We start from the raw sequence: 19,517 nt of genomic DNA on the forward strand, positions 1-19,517 counted from the left end.
GGCGTGCACCTTCGTGGCCCGGTGGACGTCGACAGCAACGTCAACATGACGAACCACCGCATCAACAACCTCCAGGCGGGTGTGGCGGGTACGGATGCGGTCAACGTGAACCAGTTGAATGCGGCGATTGCGGCGGCCAATACGACGAATCCGTACGTGGTGACCAACACGGGTACGTACGCGGCCGCGACACCGGCGCGCGCAGGCAACAGCGCGACCGCGATCGGCGCCAACGCTGACGCGACGGGTATCTTGGCCGTGGCGCTCGGCGGCAACACTGTGGCGAGCAATCAGAACGCTACGGCTATCGGCACGTTGGCGCGTGCGACCGGGTCGGAAAGCGTCGCGGTGGGTACAAGCGCAAATGCCGCGGGTGCCAACGCATCTGCCCTCGGGCGGGCCGCTGCCGCCCAGGCCGCTAATACGACTGCCGTGGGCACCGTTTCCGCCGCTACCGCGGATGGCGCAACCGCGCTCGGCTATTCGGCGAGCGCCGTCGGCACGAATGCCATTGCCGTCGGTCGTCAGGCGAGCACCAGCGGCACGTACGGCACCGCGATCGGCTATCAGGCGAAGGGCACCACCAACGCCGTCGGGATGGGTGTGCTCGCGGATGCGAGCGGGAGTGCCAGCGTCGCGCTGGGCAATCGCGCAAGCAGCGCGGGCACGAACGCGGTTGCTATCGGCAGCGGAGCGGTGGCCGGCAATGCGAACTCGGTCGCACTGGGAACCGGGTCGGTAACGAATCGGGACAACTCGGTTTCCGTTGGGTCGGCGAGCGTTCAACGGCAGATCACGAACGTGGCCGTCGGCACGCAGGGCACGGACGCGGTCAACGTGAACCAGTTGAATGCGGCGATTGCCGGCGTGAAGACGCCGGACAATCCCTATGTGCGTATCAACAGTACCGGCGCGGCTGCAGCGGCTGCGGGCGGCAATGCCATCGCCGTTGGACAAAACGCGAGTGCGCAGGGTAATCAGTCGATTGCAATGGGCACCAACGCATTGACGAACGCCACGAGCTCCGGTTCGGTTGCGTTGGGTTCGAACGCGTCCGCCACGGGCGACTGGAGCGTCGCTTTGGGCGGTGCGACAGGAACTGGCCGAGGCGCGGTTGCAACCGGAACCCACGCGGTAGCGCTGGGGACGCTTTCCCAGGCGACTGCCACGGACTCCGTCGCGTTGGGTTATGGGTCGGTGGCCGACCGCAGTAATACGGTATCTGTCGGTGCGGGCGGGCCGAATGGCACGCGACAAATCGTCAACGTCGGTGCGGGTACGCAGGCAACCGATGCGGTGAACGTCAGCCAGTTGAAGGGCGTGACGGATTCGCTCGGCGGTGGCACGACGATCGGTGCGGACGGCAGCATCACGAAGCCGACGTACAACGTGGGCGGCACGGATTACCACAACGTCGGCGACGCCCTCGATGCATTGAACAAGAACAGCAGCGGAAATCCGCTTGCGGTGGCATACGACAGCGCGGCGAAGGACACCGTGACGCTGGGCGGCGCGGGCGCCACGACGCCGGTCGCCCTGAAGAACGTGGCCGACGCGAAGGACGACCACGATGCGCTGAACCTCGGTCAGCTGAAGAACGCCGGCCTGGTCGGCGACGACGGCTCGGGCAACCTGACGTCGCTCGCCGTGACGTACGACGACGCGAAGAAGGACAGCGTGACGCTGGGCGGCACGGGCGCGACCACACCGGTGGCGCTGCACAACGTGGCGGACGGCGTGCTGTCGGCGACGAGCAAGGATGCCGTGAATGGCTCGCAACTGTTCGCGACGAACACGCGCGTCGGTGATCTGGAGGACTCGCTGTCGAAGGGCGGCGTGATCGATCCGGTGACGGGTGAATCGCTGGCCGTGGTGTACGACAGCAATGCGAAGGACACCGTGACGCTGAAGGGCACGAATGGCACGACGCTGTCGAACGTGAAGGCCGGTGTTGCGGACATGGACGCGGTGAACGTGTCGCAGTTGAAGGGTTCGGGTCTGATCGGAGACGACGGCAAGTCGATCGCCGCGGTGACGTACGACCGTAATGCGGACGGCACGCCGAACTATGGCACGGTGACGCTGGGCAACGGCAATGGCCCGACGCAAGTCAAGAACGTCGCGGACGCGACGGACGACGGCGACGCACTGAACCTCGGTCAGTTGAAGGACGCGGGCCTGGTCGGCGACGACGGTGCAGGCAAGCTGACGTCGGCTGCGGTGACGTACGACAAGAACGCGGATGGCACGATCAACCACGACAAGGCGACACTGGCGGGCACGAGCGGCACGACGCTGTCGAACGTGAAGGCAGGCGTGGCCGACATGGACGCGGTGAACGTGTCGCAGCTGAAGGGTTCGGGCCTGATCGGAGACGACGGCAAGTCGATCGCCGCGGTGACGTACGACCGTAACGCGGACGGCACGCCGAACTACGGCACGGTGACGCTGGGCAACGGCAATGGCCCGACGCAGGTCAAGAATGTCGCGGATGCAAAGGACGACCACGACGCGCTGAACCTCGGTCAGCTGAAGAACGCCGGCCTGGTCGGCGACGACGGCGCAGGCAACCTGACGTCGCTCGCCGTGACGTACGACGACGCGAAGAAGGACAGCGTGACGCTGGGCGGCACGGGCGCGACCACGCCGGTGGCGCTGCACAACGTGGCGGACGGCGTGCTGTCGGCGACGAGCAAGGATGCCGTGAACGGCTCGCAACTGTTCGCGACGAACACGCGCGTCGGTGATCTGGAAGACTCGCTGTCGAAGGGTGGCGTGATCGATCCGGTGACGGGCGAATCGCTGGCCGTGGTGTACGACAGCAATGCGAAGGACACCGTGACGCTGAAGGGCACGAATGGCACGACGCTGTCGAACGTGAAGGCGGGTGTTGCGGACATGGACGCGGTGAACGTGTCGCAGTTGAAGGGTTCGGGTCTGATCGGAGACGACGGCAAGTCGATCGCCGCGGTGACGTACGACCGTAACGCGGACGGCACGCCGAACTACGGCACGGTGACGCTGGGCAACGGCAATGGCCCGACGCAAATCAAGAACGTCGCGACCGGCGTCGACGACACCGACGCGGTCAACGTCAAGCAACTGACGTCCGGCCTGTCGGATCTGAAGGACGAAATGTCCCGCGTCGACCTGCGCTTCGTCAAGGTCAATGCCGACCCGGTCACGGGCACGCCGGCTATCGCAAGCGGCGCGCTGGCTGTCGCCATCGGCTCCGACGCGCGTGCGACCAGCGCCAACTCGCTGGCGCTCGGCAGCGGTGCGCGCGTGACGGGCGCCGGCTCGGTCGCGATCGGCTACAACTCGGTTGCAAACCAGAACAACGTCGTGTCGGTGGGCGACGTGGGCCGGGAACGCAAGATCGTCAACGTGGCGGATGGTGACGTCGCGTTCCAGAGCACCGACGCGGTCAACGGCGGCCAGCTCTATGCAGCGCTGAACACGCTCTCGACGTCGGTGACCTCGAAGACGCAGCAGGCGATCGACAACTTCTCGTCGGAGATCGACAAGAAGACGAAGGCCGCGATCGACGAGGTGAGCTCGCGTTCGATGCAGACGATGGACGTCAGCGATCCGCTCGTCGCGATCGAAGGCCTGCAGGGCAACAACGTCGCTTCGCTGAACGGCGCGGATCCGGCTACGGCAACGGCAGCCGCGATCGGTTCGTCGACCGCGGCAAGCGGCGCCAACGCGGTGGCGATCGGCCTGCAAAGCGGCGCGGGTTCCAACAACTCGGTCGCGCTCGGCAGCTTTGCGCAAACCGGCGCCGGCCAGGACTACTCGGTCGCGATGGGTTCGAACGTCCAGACGAACGGCACGCAAGCCGTCGCGATGGGTGCGAACACGCAGGCGAACGGCAACTATGCACTGGCGATCGGCAACAACGGCGCACAGGCGGTGGGCGACAGCTCGATCGCGGTCGGTAACGGTGCGAACGTGCGCGCCGGCGCGACCAACGCGATGGCGATCGGTACGGGTGCGAACGTCGCCCGCAACGTCGAAGGCGCGATGGCGCTCGGCGCGAACGCGACCGCGGGCGCGACCAACAGCATCGCGCTCGGCGCGAATGCGTTCTCGGATCGTGCAAATGCACTGTCGATCGGCCGTGCGGGCGCGGAACGCCAGATCGTCAACGTCGCAGCCGGTACGCAGGCAACCGATGCGGTGAACGTCAGCCAGTTGAAGGGCGTGACGGATTCGCTCGGCGGCGGCACGACGATCGGCGCGGACGGCAGCATCACGAAGCCGACGTACAAGGTCGACGGCAGCGACTACCACAACGTGGGCGACGCGCTGGATGCGCTCGCATCGCGCAGTGCTGGCGATCCGAACGCGGTCGCATACGACAGCGCGGCGAAGGACACCGTGACGCTGGGCGGCGCGGGCGCCACGACGCCGGTCGCACTGAAGAACGTGGCCGACGCGAAGGACGACCACGACGCGCTGAACCTCGGCCAGCTGAAGAACGCCGGTCTGGTCGGCGACGACGGTTCGGGCAACCTGACGTCGGCTGCGGTGACGTACGACAAGAACGCGGATGGCACGATCAACCACGACAAGGCCACGCTGGCGGGCACGAGCGGCACGACGCTGTCGAACGTGAAGGCGGGTGTTGCCGACATGGACGCGGTGAACGTGTCGCAGCTGAAGGGCTCGGGCCTGATCGGCGACGACGGCAAGTCGATCGCCGCGGTGACGTACGACCGTAACGCGGACGGCACGCCGAACTACGGTTCGGTGACGCTGGGCAACGGCAATGGCCCGACGCAAGTCAAGAACGTCGCGGATGCGACGGACGACGGCGACGCGCTGAACCTCGGTCAGCTGAAGGACGCGGGTCTGGTCGGCGACGACGGCGCAGGCAAGCTGACGTCGGCCGCAGTGACGTACGACAAGAACGCGGACGGCACGATCAACCACGACAAGGCCACGCTCGCGGGCACGAACGGCACGACGCTGTCGAACGTGAAGGCAGGTGTTGCCGACATGGACGCGGTGAACGTGAGCCAGCTGAAGGACGCTGGCCTGATCGATCCGTCGACGGGCAAGTCGATCGCCGCAGTCACGTACGACAGCGCGGCGAAGGACACCGTGACGCTGGGCGGCGCGGGCGCCACGACGCCGGTCGCACTGAAGAACGTCGCCGACGCGAAGGACGATCACGATGCGCTGAACCTCGGCCAGATGAAGGATGCGGGCCTGGTGGGTGAAGACGCCTCGGGCAACCTGACGTCGCTCGCCGTGACATACGACAGCGCGTCGAAGAACAGCGTGACGCTGGGCAACGCCGGTACGCCGGTGGGTATCCACAACCTTGCAGCCGGTGCGGTCAACGCGACGAGCAACGATGCGATCAACGGTTCGCAGCTGTTCACCGTGTCGAAGAGCGTCGCGGACAAGATCGGCGGCGGCGCGGGTGTCGGCGCGGACGGCTCGATCACGGACCCGACCTACTCGGTCGGCGGCCAGGACTACCACAGCGTGGGTGATGCTCTCGATGCGCTCGACAAGAACAGCGGTAACAATCCGCTGGCCGTGGCGTACGACAGCAATGCGAAGGACACCGTGACGCTGGGCGGCGTGGGCGCCACGACGCCGGTCGCACTGAAGAACGTGGCCGACGCGAAGGACGACCACGACGCGCTGAACCTCGGCCAGCTGAAGAACGCCGGTCTGGTCGGCGACGACGGTTCGGGCAACCTGACGTCGGCGGCGGTGACGTACGACAAGAACGCGGACGGCACGATCAACCACGACAAGGCCACGCTGGCGGGCACGAGCGGCACGACGCTGTCGAACGTGAAGGCGGGTGTTGCCGACATGGACGCGGTGAACGTGTCGCAGCTGAAGGGTTCGGGCCTGATCGGAGACGACGGCAAGTCGATCGCCGCGGTGACGTACGACCGTAACGCGGACGGCACGCCGAACTACGGTTCGGTGACGCTGGGCAACGGCAATGGTCCGACGCAAGTCAAGAACGTCGCGGACGCGACGGACGACGGCGATGCACTGAACCTCGGCCAGCTGAAGGACGCAGGTCTGGTCGGCGACGACGGCGCAGGCAAGCTGACGTCGGCCGCAGTGACGTACGACAAGAACGCGGACGGCACGATCAACCACGACAAGGCCACGCTGGCGGGCACGAACGGCACGACGCTGTCGAACGTGAAGGCAGGCGTTGCCGACATGGACGCGGTGAACGTGAGTCAGTTGAAGGACGCTGGCCTGATCGATCCGTCGACGGGCAAGTCGATGGCAGCAGTGACGTACGACAGCGCGGCGAAGGACACCGTGACGCTGGGCGGCGCGGGCGCCACGACGCCGGTCGCACTGAAGAACGTGGCCGACGCGAAGGACGATCACGATGCGCTGAACCTCGGCCAGATGAAGGATGCGGGCCTGGTGGGTGAAGACGCCTCGGGCAAGCTGACGTCTGCCGCGGTGACGTACGACAAGAACGCGGACGGCACGATCAACCACGACAAGGCGACGCTGGCGGGCACGAACGGCACGACGCTGTCGAACGTGAAGGCGGGTGTTGCCGACATGGACGCGGTGAACGTGAGTCAGCTGAAGGACGCTGGCCTGATCGATCCGTCGACGGGCAAGTCGATCGCGGCGGTGACGTACGACAGCGCGGCGAAGGACACCGTGACGCTGGGCGGCGCGGGTGCCACGACGCCGGTCGCACTGAAGAACGTGGCCGACGGCACGGATCGTCACGACGCGATCAACCTCGGCCAGTTGCAGGACGCGGGCCTGGTGGCGCCGGTCGATCCGACGGACCCGGGTAAGGGCCTGAAGTCGCTCGCCGTCGCATACGACAGCGCGACGCAGGACGTGGTCACGCTGAAGGGCGCGGACGGCACGACGATCACGAACGTGAAGGCGGGCGCGGTCACGGCCACCAGCACGGACGCGATCAACGGTTCGCAACTGCACGCGACGGCGCAAAGCGTGGCCGATTCGCTGGGCGGCGGCTCGACCGTCGACGCGGACGGCAAGGTGACGAACCCGTCGTACTCGCTGGCCGACCCGACGGATGCGTCGAAGAAGGCTGAGTACAGCAACGTGGGTGACGCGCTGGCGAACCTCGACGGCCGTACGTCGACGAACACGGAGAACATCACCGTGATCAACAAGCAGCTCGCCGATTCGGGTCTGGTCGATCCGGTGACGGGCCAGTCGATCGCGGCGGTGACGTACGACCGCAATGCCGACGGCACGCCGAACAAGGGTTCGGTGACGCTCGGCGGCGCGGGCGCGACGACTCCGGTGGCGTTGAAGAACGTGGCGGACGGTGTGGATGCGCATGACGCGGTGAACCTCGGTCAGCTGCAGAGCGCGGGCCTGGTGGCGCCGGTCGATCCGACGAACCCGGGTGCGGGCCTGACGTCGCTGGCGGTGACGTACGACAAGCACGCGGACGGTTCGGCGAACTTCGACCAGATTACGCTGAAGGGTGCGAACGGCTCGACGATCACGAACGTGAAGGCAGGCGCGGTATCGGCCACCAGCACGGACGCGGTGAATGGCGCGCAGTTGCACGGCGTGTCGCAGAGCGTCGCGAAGTCGCTCGGCGGCGGCGCGTCCGTCGATGCGAACGGCAACGTGACGAACCCGTCGTACAAGGTCAGCGACAAGACGTTCGACAACGTCGGCGATGCGATCGAGAACATCTCGAACAGCCTCGTCCACGGCTCGATCGGCCTGGTCCAGCAGGACGACGTGACGCGCGACATCACGGTCGCGAAGGATACGGACGGCACGACCGTGAACTTCGCGGGCACGGCGGGCGACCGCGTGCTGACCGGCGTGGGTGCGGGTGCGGTGAGCCCGACGAGCAACGACGCGATCAACGGCTCGCAACTGCACGGCACCGCGCAGAGCGTGGCGGACGTGATCGGCGGCGGCACGACGGTCGATGCGGACGGCAAGCTCGCGGATACGTCGATCGAGGTGAACGGCAACAAGTACAAGACCGTGGCCGAAGCAGTCCAGGCCGCGGCGCAGTACGGTGCGACCGATTCGCTCGCGGTGCGTTACGACCTGAATGCTGACGGTACGCCGAACTACGGCTCGGTGACCTTCGGCGGCTCGGGCTCGGCACCGGTGCGCGTGACCAACGTCGCGGATGGCGCAAGCAAGTACGACGCCGTGAACTTCGGTCAGTTGAGTGAACTGAACGACAAGATCGGCGGCCTCGACGACCGCGTCGGCGCCCTGGAGCAGAACCCGGGCACGGGCAACCCGAACCCTGGCGGCCCCGGCAACGAGTACTTCGCCGGCACCGACATCGGTTCGGACGGCACGACGCCGGCGAACGCAGGCGACGGCACGGGCAACACGGCCGCCGGCTCGAACGCGCGGGTCAGCACGGGCGTGAGCAACGGCACGGCGATTGGTTCGGGCGCCGGCGTGTCGAAGGACGGCGGTGTGGCGATTGGCTCCAACGCGGCGAGCGCCGCCGAAGGGGCGGTCGCGATCGGCCGCGGTTCGGACGCATCGGGCAGCAAGTCGAGCGCGATCGGCGACGGCGCGAAGGCGACGGGTGCGAATTCGGTGGCGCTGGGTTCGGGTTCGCAGGCAACTGAAGCGAACACCGTCTCGTTCGGCGATGGCAGCGAGGACGGCAACCGCCGGATCGTCAACATCCGCGACGGTATCAACGAGACCGACGCGGCCACGAAGGGTCAGCTCGACCGCGCAGTGGGCGGCTTGCAAGGCCAGGTCAACGACCTGTCGCGCAATGCGTACTCGGGTATCGCCGCAGCCACCGCACTGACGATGATTCCGGGCGTCGATCCGGGCAAGACCGTGTCGTTCGGTATCGGCGGCGCGACCTACAAGGGCTATCAGGCGGTGGCGTTTGGCGGCGAAGCCCGCATCACGCAGAACCTGAAGATGAAGGCCGGCGTGGGTCTGTCGAGCGGTGGCAACACCGTCGGCGTGGGCGCTTCGTATCAGTGGTAATGCGCCGGGCGGGGCGTGAGCCCCGCCCGCGTCGTCCACCTGACTGAATCCGAATCCATTCAACCTTTTTCAGGCGTCCGCCTTCGCGGCGGGCGTTTCACCATGACCATGAAAACCTTGTTGTTGCGCGCCGCATCGATCGGCGCGATCGCGATGGCGCTCGGTGCGTGTACGACGCAATCGGGCCTCACCTACGACATCCGCGCGGTGTCGATTCCCGGCAAGCCGGACAACGTGTTCCGCGTGAGCTGCGACGGGCTGCTCGGCAGCGCGAATGCGTGCGCCCGCGCGGCGGAAGAATTCTGCCAGGGCAAGGGCTTCACGCCGCTCGAGATGATCGACCGCGTGTACAGCCGTGCGCCGATGAAGGACCCGCGCGAGATCACGTTCATGTGCGGCAAGCCGCAGCCGGTCGTGCAGGCCGCGCCGCCGGCTCCGGCGCCGCAACCGGCTCCGCAGCCCGTGCCGCAGCGCCAGGTGCTGCTGCAAGGCGACGCGAACTTCGCGTTCGACAGCGCGGCGCTGACGCCGGAAGCGCGCAGCCAACTCGACCGCTTCGTGCAGATCAACAACGGCGTCGAATTCCGCCGCGTGGCGATCACCGGCTTCACCGATTCGACGGGCAGCAACACGCACAACCTCGCGCTGTCGGCTTCGCGGGCCCGCAACGTGATGAACTACCTGCGCAGCAACGGCCTGAAGGCGCAGTCGTTCGTTTCCGAAGGTCTCGGCGCCGCCGAACCGGTCGCGTCCAACGCGACCGCGGAAGGCCGTGCGCAGAACCGCCGTGTCGAGATCAGGATCGACGCCAAGTAACGCGTAACGGATGACGCTCTACCGGTACGTGCGGGGATCCGGTCGGCGCTGAGCCGATTGAAGGACGCTCCCTCCACCCGCCCTGTACCTGGAACCGCCGGCTCGTCACGAGCCGGCGGTTTTTTTACGGGTGCGCACCCCGACCGGCCGCGGCCGGCCGGCCGGGCCGATGGCTGATGCGCCCGTTTTCGTGCGAAGATAGCGCCCAATTACGATCCACGACGCCGCGATGCGCGCCGTCGCCGCCCGCCGGGCGGCGAGCCGGCCGCGACGATTGCCGCGCAAATCTGGACGACTATGGGAAGCTATCTGATACGCGTGGTACTGGCCGACGACCACCCGGCGATGCTGGTCGGTGTCGAGCACGGCCTGTCGTCGGTGCCGACGATCCAGTTGACCGGCAAGGCCGTCAATTCGACCGAGCTGATCCGGCTCGTCGAGGCCGGCGTGTGCGACGTCGTGGTGTCCGACTATGCGATGCCCGGCAGCGCGCACGGCGACGGCATCACGCTGTTCTCCTATCTCCAGCGCAATCACCCGGCCGTGAAGCTCGTCGTGCTGACCATGCTCGACAACCCGGCCGTGATCGGCGCGCTGACGCGGCTCGGCATCGAGTGCATCGTCAGCAAGTCCGACACGATCGATCACCTGATTCCCGCGATTCATGCGGCCGCGACGGGCGGCACGTATTTCTCGCCGTCGGTCGAGAAGGTCGTGCGCACGCTCACGTCGCATTCGAGTGCACGGGCCGCCGACCAGAAGCGCGAGCTGAGCGACCGCGAACTCGAAGTCGTGCGGCTCTATGCATCGGGCCTGACGGTCAACGAGATCGCCGACAAACTCAGCCGCAGCAAGAAGACGATCAGCACGCAGAAGGCGCGCGCGATGGAAAAGCTCGGGATCGAGAAGGATATCGACCTGCTGCGTTACGCGATCGAACACGGGATCGTCGCCGCATCGGCCAGCGAAGGGCGGGGCGGCGATGCCAAGGAGGAAGGCAGCGTCGATCCTGCCTGACGGCAGGCGCGACGATGCTCGCCACGCAGGATGGCGGCGATGAAGGAAGGTGATTGCGCCGGCTTGTACCGGCGCACCAAAACCCCGGCACCGCAAGGTCGCCGGGGCTTTTTGTTTCAGGTCGCAGCGACGGGGTTATGTGCTGGTTTCGTCGTTGCGCACGGGCGGCGCATAGCCGTAGTCGGTTACGAGCCCGCACGCGATTGCGTAGCGCACCAGGTCGACGTCGCGCTCGATGCCGAGCTTCTGCATCGCCGAGCTTTTTTGCGTGCTGATCGTCTTCTTGCTGCGGTTCAGCTTTTCGGCGATCTCGTTGACCGACAGCCCCGACGCAAAGAGGCGAATCACCTCGACCTCGCGCACCGACAGCGCGGGTGCCCTGCCGCCGACGCTGCCCGTGTTGCGCAGGATCCGGTCCATCGACGGCGACAGGTAGCGGCCGTTCGTATAGGCCGCGTGGATCGCCATCGTCAGGTGGTTGGGCATGTCCGATTTGCTGACGATGCACGCGATGCCGATATCGATCAGCGCGCGCAGCGCCACTGCGTTTTCCATCATCGTCATCACGACGATCTTCAGCCCCGGAAACCGCTTGAGCAGGGTCGTGAACATCGCGAGGCCGTCGCCGTATTCGGTGCCGGGCATCGCATAGTCGGACACCAGCACGTCGCACGGATGGTTCGACAGCGCATCCATCAGCTCCGTCGAGTTGTGCGCGGTCGCGACGACCGCGACGGTGTTCGTGGCCGACAGCTCGTAGCGGGCGCCGATGACGACGGCCGGATGATCGTCGGCGATCACGATGCGAATGGGGAAGGTTCTGTTCATGGGTTTCTCATGCGTTGCACCGTGCCTCGCGGCGCGGGCTCGGCATCGTTGACGCGAGTGCCGGTCTTAGGTTCATGGTAGGGTGCGTGCGCTGATTAATCCGTCGTCCGTGGCTGATTCGAGATTGCATCTTTGTAGGACTCGTCTGACGGGTGCGACGGAGTGCTTGAGTACGATGAGGAGGCACGGAAACATGCGCGTGACCCGTCGCGCTGTCCGCATTTCAGTGAGCGCTCGATACTCGCAATGCGAGGCATTGCGCGGGCGCAAAAAGAGAAGCCCCGGGTGCGGCCGGGGCGTTGTCAAGCGTTGAGGAAAATCGCCCGCTTCCGGCGAGGCAAACGAAGCCTCGGGATTGTCGGAAGGCGGGCGCGTTGCATGGCGGTCGTGCCGCCTCGACGACTTACCAGTAGAACCCGCCGCCGATCACGCCGCCGACTTCACCACGGCTGCTCGTGTTGACTGCGGCCTTGACCGTCCACTTGCCGTCGCGGGTCATGTACGACAGACCCATCGCGGAACCGTACTCGCCACCGTACGTGCTGCCGGCCATCGACACGAACGTGCGGCCCGGCAGCGTCGACTGCGGCAGGCCCGCCACCGCCATCGCCGCGGCAACGCCGCCCATCGCGTCCTGACGTGCGCTGCTGACTGAGTTGTTCATCTGCTGCACGTTGACCGCATCGGTCGGCGCCGTACCGGCCGCGACGTTCGTGATCTGGCGTTCGGCACCTGCGGAGCCGACGGACACCGTGTTGTCGCGATCCGCGACCGAGCCCGCACCGAGTGCGACCGAGTTGTTGCCCGATGCGATCGAGCCCTGACCGATGGCCGAGCCGTTGTTGCCCGACGCAACCGCACCCTGACCGACGGCCGTACCGTTGTTGCCCGACGCGACCGCGCCCTGGCCAATGGCCGTGCCGTTGTTGCCCGATGCGACCGCACCTTGACCGACGGCCGAACCGTTGCTGCCCGACGCGACCGCGCCTTGACCGATGGCCGAGCTGTTCGAGCCGGACGCGTCGGCGCCATCGCCAACGACGATCGAACCGGGACCGCCCGTGCCGGTACCGACACCGCTGCCCGAACCACCGTCCGAACCACCGTCCGAGCCACCGCCTGCCTCGAGGTCGCCGACGCGCCCGGCGAGGTCGCCGTACTGCTTCGCGAACTCTTGCTGCAGATCGTAGAGCTGGCTGCCGTTGATGGCTTCCATGCTAGTCGCGCTGATTTCGCCTGCCGCCACCTTGCGCAGGACCGTGCCATTCGTGCCGGCGAAGGTCACGCTGTCGAACGACAGGCCGGTGTCATACGTGACCGCGCCGACTTCCTTGCCCGTGTAATCGATCAGACCGGTGGCGCGCAACTGCGACATCGTCACGACATCGTCGTCGTCCACGCCGTTCGCGACGCCGGACAGCACGCGTGCACCATTGGTGCCGGCGAAGTTCACCACCGAGCCGCCGCTGGCCGCGCCGACCGTGATCGCACCCGACATCGGATCCTGCTGGACGAGGCCGAGTGTGCCGCTGCCGATCTGGGCGGCAAGGTTCGTGATCGCACCTTCATTGGCCGTCGTGCGACCGTCGAGGTTCGACACCGCATCCGCGACCGTGCCGACCGTGGTCGTGCCGCCGCTGCCGTCGCCGACCGTGAAGCTCGGTGCGGAGATCGAGCCGTCCGGGTTGACCGTCGAGCCGCCGCCGATGGCCGATGCGACGCTTTCGGACACGCCGTGCAGTTGCGAGCCGTTCACCGCTTCGGTGCTGGCCGCCGACACGTCGCCGGCTGCGACGCCCGTCAGCTTGCGGTTACCGGCCGTGCCGGCGAAGTTGACCGCTGCGCCGTCGGTATTCGCGCCGACCGTGAGATCGGCGCCGGCGCCAGCCTGCTGGACGAGGCCGAGCGTGCCGCTACCGATTTCGTTGGCAAGCTGGGTGATCGCGCCTTCGTTGATCGTCACACGGTTGTCGAGGTTCGTGATCGCACCTTCATTGGCCGTCGTGCGACCGTCGAGGTTCGACACCGCATCCGCGACCGTGCCGACCGTGGTCGTGCCGCCGCTGCCGTCGCCGACCGTGAAGCTCGGTGCGGAGATCGAGCCGTCCGGGTTGACCGTCGAGCCGCCGCCGATGGCCGATGCGACGCTGCTCGACACGCCGTGCAGTTGCGAGCCGTTCACCGCTTCGGTGCTCGTCGCCGAGACCGCGCCTGCCTTGATGCCGGTCAGTGTGCGATCGCCGGCCGTGCCCGCGAAGTTGACCGCCGCACCGTCGGTGTCCTTGCCGACGGTGAGGTCTGCACCCGCACCGGCCTGCCGCACCAGGCCGACCGAACCCGAGCCCACCGCAGCCTGCAGGTCGCCGATGTCGGTTTCGGCGGTATCCATGCGGGTGGTGAGGGCGCTCACGTTGCCGTTCGTGGTTGTCAGCGCACCGTCCAGTGCGGTGAATGCTCCGCCGATCGTGGTTTGCGTGCCGCCGTTGGCGAGCGTGTACGTCGGGCCGGTAACGGCGCCCGTCGTCGGATCGATGGCGGCGCCGCCGCCGAGCGCGGTCACGACCGGCTCGAGCTGCGAGACGTTCACGGCGTCGGTGGCTGCCGTGCCGGCAGCCATGTTGGTGATCTGGCGTTGCAGCGTCGGCGAGCCAACCGACACGCTCTTTTCGCGGTCCGTGGCAGAGCTGTCGCCGAGCGCGACCGATTGCGCATGGGTGGCATTCGCGGACGAGCCGAGCGCGACGGTCTGATTGGCGCTTGCAATCGCGCTTGCGCCGAGGGCCGTGGAGTAATCGCCCGTTGCGCTCACCAGATAGCCGACCGCCGTGGATCGACCGCCGCTCGCGGCCGTGCCACCGCCGATCGCGACGCCACGATTCACTGCATTCGAGCCGGCACCGACGGCCAGCGCGTTACCTGTCGCGGTTGCATCGTTGCCGATCGCGACCGCCGGGTAGACTGCGCCGGTCGCGTTGGCCGACGCATTGTTGCCGATCGCGATTGCGCCAGCGACCGTCGCGGTGGCTGCGGTGGTGCCGTTCACCTTGACGTACGCGTTGTCGACCTTCGTCGACAGACGGGTATTCATCTGGCCGACGTTCACGGCATCGGTGTCTTGCGTACCGGCGTCCAGGTTGGTGATCCGGCGTTGCTGCGTGGCCGAGCCAACCGATACGGTGTATTCCTTGTCGGCGATCGAACTCGCGCCGAGCGCGACGGAATTCGCGGCGCTTACCGTTGCGCCTGCGCCGAGGGCCATGCTTTGGGTGCTGTCGGCCGTTACTTGCGCCAGACGACCGATTGCCACGCCGTACTGAGCGGTATCGACGACTGTCGCGGCGGAGCCAACGGCCACGGCACGGTCGCCATCTGCGTGGGACAGGGCGCCAAGAGCAACCGCATTGCCCCCACCGGCCGCGGATTGAATCCCCATCGCGATGGCGTTACCACCAGTCGCCACCGCCGAGGGACCCGAAGTTGTATTGATCTTGAGGTAGGTATCCTCGACCGCAGCGTTCACGCCGATCGGGCTGGTGCTTACCGAGTTCGCCGCCATGCGCAGAATGGCCGACTGCTCTTCGACGGCGTCTTCGTCGTCAGTAGCAAACGCGGCGCCAGCCGGGAGCGCCAGCATGGCGGCCACGGCCATCGCCAGCGCGGTCTTTCCGGATTTCGTGCGGCCCTTGGCCAGTTCGGATGCGACGGCCCACGTGCCTGCGGCTGCGTTGAAAACGGTGCGATAGGTCTTGTTCATTTCCCTACTCCTTTCAGTTTGTCAGGTAACAAACCCATGGTAGGGATCGGACGCGTCCCGATCTGTCGTCCGGGGCCTATTCGAGATAGCGATTGCGTAGGGCTAGTCTTACGATTTACTTTCGATTGTGTCGCCGAAACCTAAACATGTTCGGGCAGAAAAACGGGGACGGGTGTAAGCGGCCCTCAAGCAAAGACGTGGAGATCCGGTTTTTGATGGGCGGCCGCGGGGGCAGCACAGTCGACCCGCCCGGCATGAGGGTTTCCGTGTCCGGGAGCCGTGTATCGAATGACATCAAGCTTGCTGGTGCGACGATAGATTGAAGTTCGCCGATCGCGCCGCTTACCACCCGCTCGTGAATCGTCACGAATCCGCTGCGCGACGAGCTCATGGCGCTGTGGAAGCGTGCCGTCGAATGGCATCTGTATATCCGCACCGTAGCTGCAGGCTCAGGATGAGAGGGAGTCGCGATGCACTCCGATTCGACTTGACTAAAGTAAAGCGCCCGCCGCAACAGTTCGCGGCGGGACGTATTTGAATCTACACGTCAAGAGATATCAACTTGCGTTGAGGCGAATCCGGAGTTCGTGAATTTCGGCTCGCAATGCTGCGATGCTCCTCTCCAATTCGGCGCGCGATTCCGCAATGGCCCTCTCCGATTCGGCTCGCAATTCTGCAATGACCCTCGCTGACTCGGCGAGAAGTGCCTCTCGAACTTGCCCGACAGTCACTGCGTCCGTCAATTGCTCCCCGTTCGCTACGTTGACGATCTGACGTAGCTTTGCAGTCGAGCCGACAGAAAGCGTATCCGGGCGATCGGCTACGGATTCGTAACCGATCGCCATGCTGCTCTGGGCGCTCGCCGTTGCAAGTCGGCCAATCGCAAGAGTTTGCGCTGCGGATGCGGTTGCTCCCGACCCGATCGCAGTTGTTTCCGGCCCAGTTGCAATCGTCCGCCGGCCAATTGCGATTGCACCTCCTACCGGAGCTTGGGCTTCATAGCCAACTGCAACACTGCTCTCGTTTGTGCCCTCCGCTCCTGCAACTGCCCTGCCACCCAACGCTATGGAGTACGGGTATGCAGTGGCTCCCGTATTGTTACCTCGGACGGCGATAAACTGGCTGTCCGCCTTCGCCGACAGGGCCGCTTTCGTTTGACCCCAGGTGGCCGCGTCGTTGTCTTGCGTGCCGTTGGCAATACCTGTCAGCCGGCGCTCACCGGTTGTTCCCTTGAAGTCGACCGCTGCGCCATTGGTGGCAGCGCCCACGGTCAGATTCGCACCCACGCCCGCTTGCTGCACCAGACCCGTCGTGCCGGCTTCCAGCTCGCTCACCTTGCCGTCGATCGTCGTGACCTTGCCTCCGACATTCGCCACGCGACCGTCAAGCTCGGCTACGCCCGTGTTCAGGTGGGTGATGGCGGCGGTATTCTCTGCGACGGCCTCGTTGGTCGCATGCAGTTGACTACCGTTCACCGCGTGGGTGCTGGCACTCGACAGTTCGCCCTCGTCCACGCCCATCAGCCTGCGCGCGCCTTCCGTGCCGGCGAAGCTGGCGGACGTGCCCGCACTGCCCGCAGCCACCGTGATCGCATTCGTAGTCGGGTTCTGCTTGACCAGGCCCAGCTCGCCACTAACCAGATCGTTGCGGATGTTCGTGACCGCCGTTTCGTTGTTCGTCACACGCGCATCGACGCTATCCACTCGGGTGGACAGGTTCTTCACGCTGACGTTGGTGGTGTTCAGTTGCTTGCCGTTCACCGCGTCGTTGCTGGCGCTCGACACTTCGCCCTCGGCCACGCCCATCAGCTTGCGAGCACCGTCCGTGCCGGCGAAGTTGGCCGACGTGCCGCCGCTGGCCTCGGCCACGGTGATCGCATGTGTGATCGGATTCTGCTGAACCAGCCCCACCGAGCCGCTACCCAGTTCATTGCGAATGTTCGTGACGGCCGTCTCGTTGTTCGTCACGCGCGTGTTGAGGCCTTCCATATTATTGGACAGGTTCTTCACGGTGACGTTGGTGGCGTTCAGCTGCTTGCCGGTCACCGCGTCGTTGCTGGAGCCCGACACTTCGCCCTCGCTCAAGCCCGTCACCCTGCGCGTACCCTCGGTGCCGGCGACGTTGACCAACGTACCTCCGCTGGCCTCGGCCACGGTGATCGTATTCGTGACCGGATTCTGCTGGACCAGGCCCAGCTCGCCACTAACCAGATCGTTGCGGATGTTCGTGACCGCCGTCTCGTTGTTCGTCACGCGCGCATCGACCCCATCCACTCGGGTGGACAGGTTGTTCACGTTGACGTTGGTGGCGTACAACTGCTTGCCGTTCACCGCGTCGTTGCTGGCGGTCGACACTTCGCCCTCGGTCACGCCCGTCAGCTTGCGGTCGCCGTCCGTGCTCGTAAAGTTGACGGCCGCGCCATCTGTCGCCTTACCGACGGTCAAATCCGCACCCGGTGACGATTGCTGCACCAGGCCGATGGTGCCGCCGGTCAGGTCGGTGCGGATTTGCGTGATGTCCTGCGTATTCTTCGTTACCTGGACGCTGATGCCATCCACCGTGGTGTTCAGTGCCGTGACACGAGCGTCGACCGCATTCAGTTGGCGAAGGTTCACGGCGTCGGTGGCAGTTGTCGCGTCAGCCACGTTGACGATCTGGCGCTGCTGCGTGGCGGAGCCGACGGAAACCGTGTTCTCACGGTCAGCCGAAGACCCGTAACCGAGCGCCACCGCATTCGAGGCCGTGGCGCTGCTGGTCGGGCCGATGGCGGTGCTGTTTTGCGCGTATGCATGCGTGCGGAGGCCAATGGCAATGGCGGACTGCGCAGTTGCTTCAGCATTCGTGCCCAACGCAATCGATCCTGCATCACCGGTTGCCCTGGTGCTTTCGCCCAAAGCAATCGTCGCGCTGTTGCTTGCGGCACCTGTCGATTGCGCGTCACTGCCGATGGCAATGTTGCTGGCTCGGCCGCTGACAGTGGCGTTGACAGTACCGCCAACCTTGACGCGTGCGTCATCCACCTTCGGCGACACCGTGGAAACCAACTGCCGGAGGTTCACGGCATCCGTTTCCGCTGTACCGTTATTCACGTTCGTGATACGTCGCCACAATGTCGCCGAGCCGACCGACACCGTATTTTCGGTCTCAGCCACGCTGTTTGCGCCAAGTGCCACCGCCCTAGTTGCCGTCGCGCTGGCGCTGGCACCGATAGCGGTCGCATGCAAACCCGATGCACTCGAGCTGCTCCCGATCGCGAGGCTGAAACTGTTCGCCCCCGCCAAGGCTTTCGCCCCGTCCCCGATCGCATAGTTGGCGGCGTTCGACTGAGCACCAAATCCGATTGCGCCGCCACCCGCATAGCCGCTCGTACCAGCGATTGCGTTCACACCAATAGCCATCGTGCCGTAGCCGCCGAGTCCCCCCGACGCCGTATCTGCTTTCGCACTACTACCGATTGCAATATTAGCGCTATTGCTACCGGACCTAGCCAACGCACCACTTCCGATTGCCACCGACCCGCCACCGGACGCAGTAGCGGCAGGCGTCGTCCCGTTTGCGAGAACCTTGATATAGGTGTCTTCAAGCGCCGCCGCAGTTCCAGTCGCCTCCATACTGCCGGGAATCGGGTTATTCAAATTGTGACTGGCCGCCTGAGAAGTCCGTCCATCCATGTCGGCATTATCTGCGCCGGCTGGCAGCGAGCCAGATCTGATGTTCTGGTCGGGCTCAGCGGCTTTGGCACCATTGGAGCTAAGGGCTTTGTTCATGTCTCGTCACCTTATTTCAGTTGAGTCGGAGCGAAATGGGTGCTGCTGCATCAATCCAGCCACCGCGAGACGCGCGCTGCTGCTAAGGGCTGGCAATCGACGGTCACTTCGAAGGAGAGTTTGCCGTTGCAGGGCACAATTCGAGAAAGCCTGAAATATCGGTCATCCGTTCTTCTTGGCGATCGGCGGACAAGTCATTTTTGCACGCCACGATAAGATTTGCTGCCACATAAACGGCTAAAAAATCATATCAAAAACAAGCAAATAATCTACGGTTCCGCAATTTATTTATTGATCAAAAATTGGATACTGTTGTCGAATTAATTTAATGATTCGTGTCAGAT

The 19,517-nt window shown here is 65.5% G+C and carries 6 protein-coding genes; 3 read left to right on the forward strand and 3 right to left on the reverse strand.

The genetic code is table 11. The features are described 5' to 3' along the window. Window positions 1–45: 45 nt before the first annotated feature. From HWX62_RS04705 to HWX62_RS04715, 3 genes are all read left to right on the forward strand, one after another. Complete coding sequence (locus HWX62_RS04705; protein WP_244135990.1) at window positions 46–8,991, forward strand: YadA-like family protein; 8,946 nt, start codon at window positions 46–48, stop codon at window positions 8,989–8,991. Window positions 8,992–9,093: 102 nt separating this feature from the next. Then, a complete protein-coding gene (locus HWX62_RS04710) occupies window positions 9,094–9,807 on the forward strand; it encodes an OmpA family protein (RefSeq protein WP_175930315.1) in 714 nt (237 codons plus the stop codon). Between the two features lie 297 nt (window positions 9,808–10,104). Next, complete coding sequence (locus tag HWX62_RS04715; protein WP_175930314.1) at window positions 10,105–10,824, forward strand: response regulator transcription factor; 720 nt, start codon at window positions 10,105–10,107, stop codon at window positions 10,822–10,824. A gap of 135 nt (window positions 10,825–10,959) precedes the next feature. Here HWX62_RS04715 and HWX62_RS04720 read toward each other — a convergent pair whose 3' ends face one another. The 3 genes from HWX62_RS04720 to HWX62_RS04730 all read right to left on the reverse strand — a co-directional run bounded on the left by HWX62_RS04720 (window position 10,960) and on the right by HWX62_RS04730 (window position 19,173). Further along, window positions 10,960–11,652 carry a response regulator transcription factor gene (locus HWX62_RS04720; RefSeq protein ID WP_175930313.1) on the reverse strand — a complete coding sequence of 231 codons (693 nt, stop codon included), beginning with the start codon at window positions 11,650–11,652 and terminating at the stop codon, window positions 10,960–10,962. Between the two features lie 403 nt (window positions 11,653–12,055). After that, on the reverse strand, window positions 12,056–15,406 hold the full coding sequence (locus tag HWX62_RS04725; RefSeq protein ID WP_175930312.1) for an ESPR-type extended signal peptide-containing protein: 3,351 nt from the start codon (window positions 15,404–15,406) through the stop codon (window positions 12,056–12,058). Between the two features lie 557 nt (window positions 15,407–15,963). After that, complete coding sequence (locus HWX62_RS04730) at window positions 15,964–19,173, reverse strand: hypothetical protein (RefSeq protein ID WP_175930311.1); 3,210 nt, start codon at window positions 19,171–19,173, stop codon at window positions 15,964–15,966. Window positions 19,174–19,517 lie beyond the last annotated feature (344 nt).

This window comes from Burkholderia sp. BCC0506, assembly GCF_902833145.1.
GTDB lineage: Bacteria > Pseudomonadota > Gammaproteobacteria > Burkholderiales > Burkholderiaceae > Burkholderia.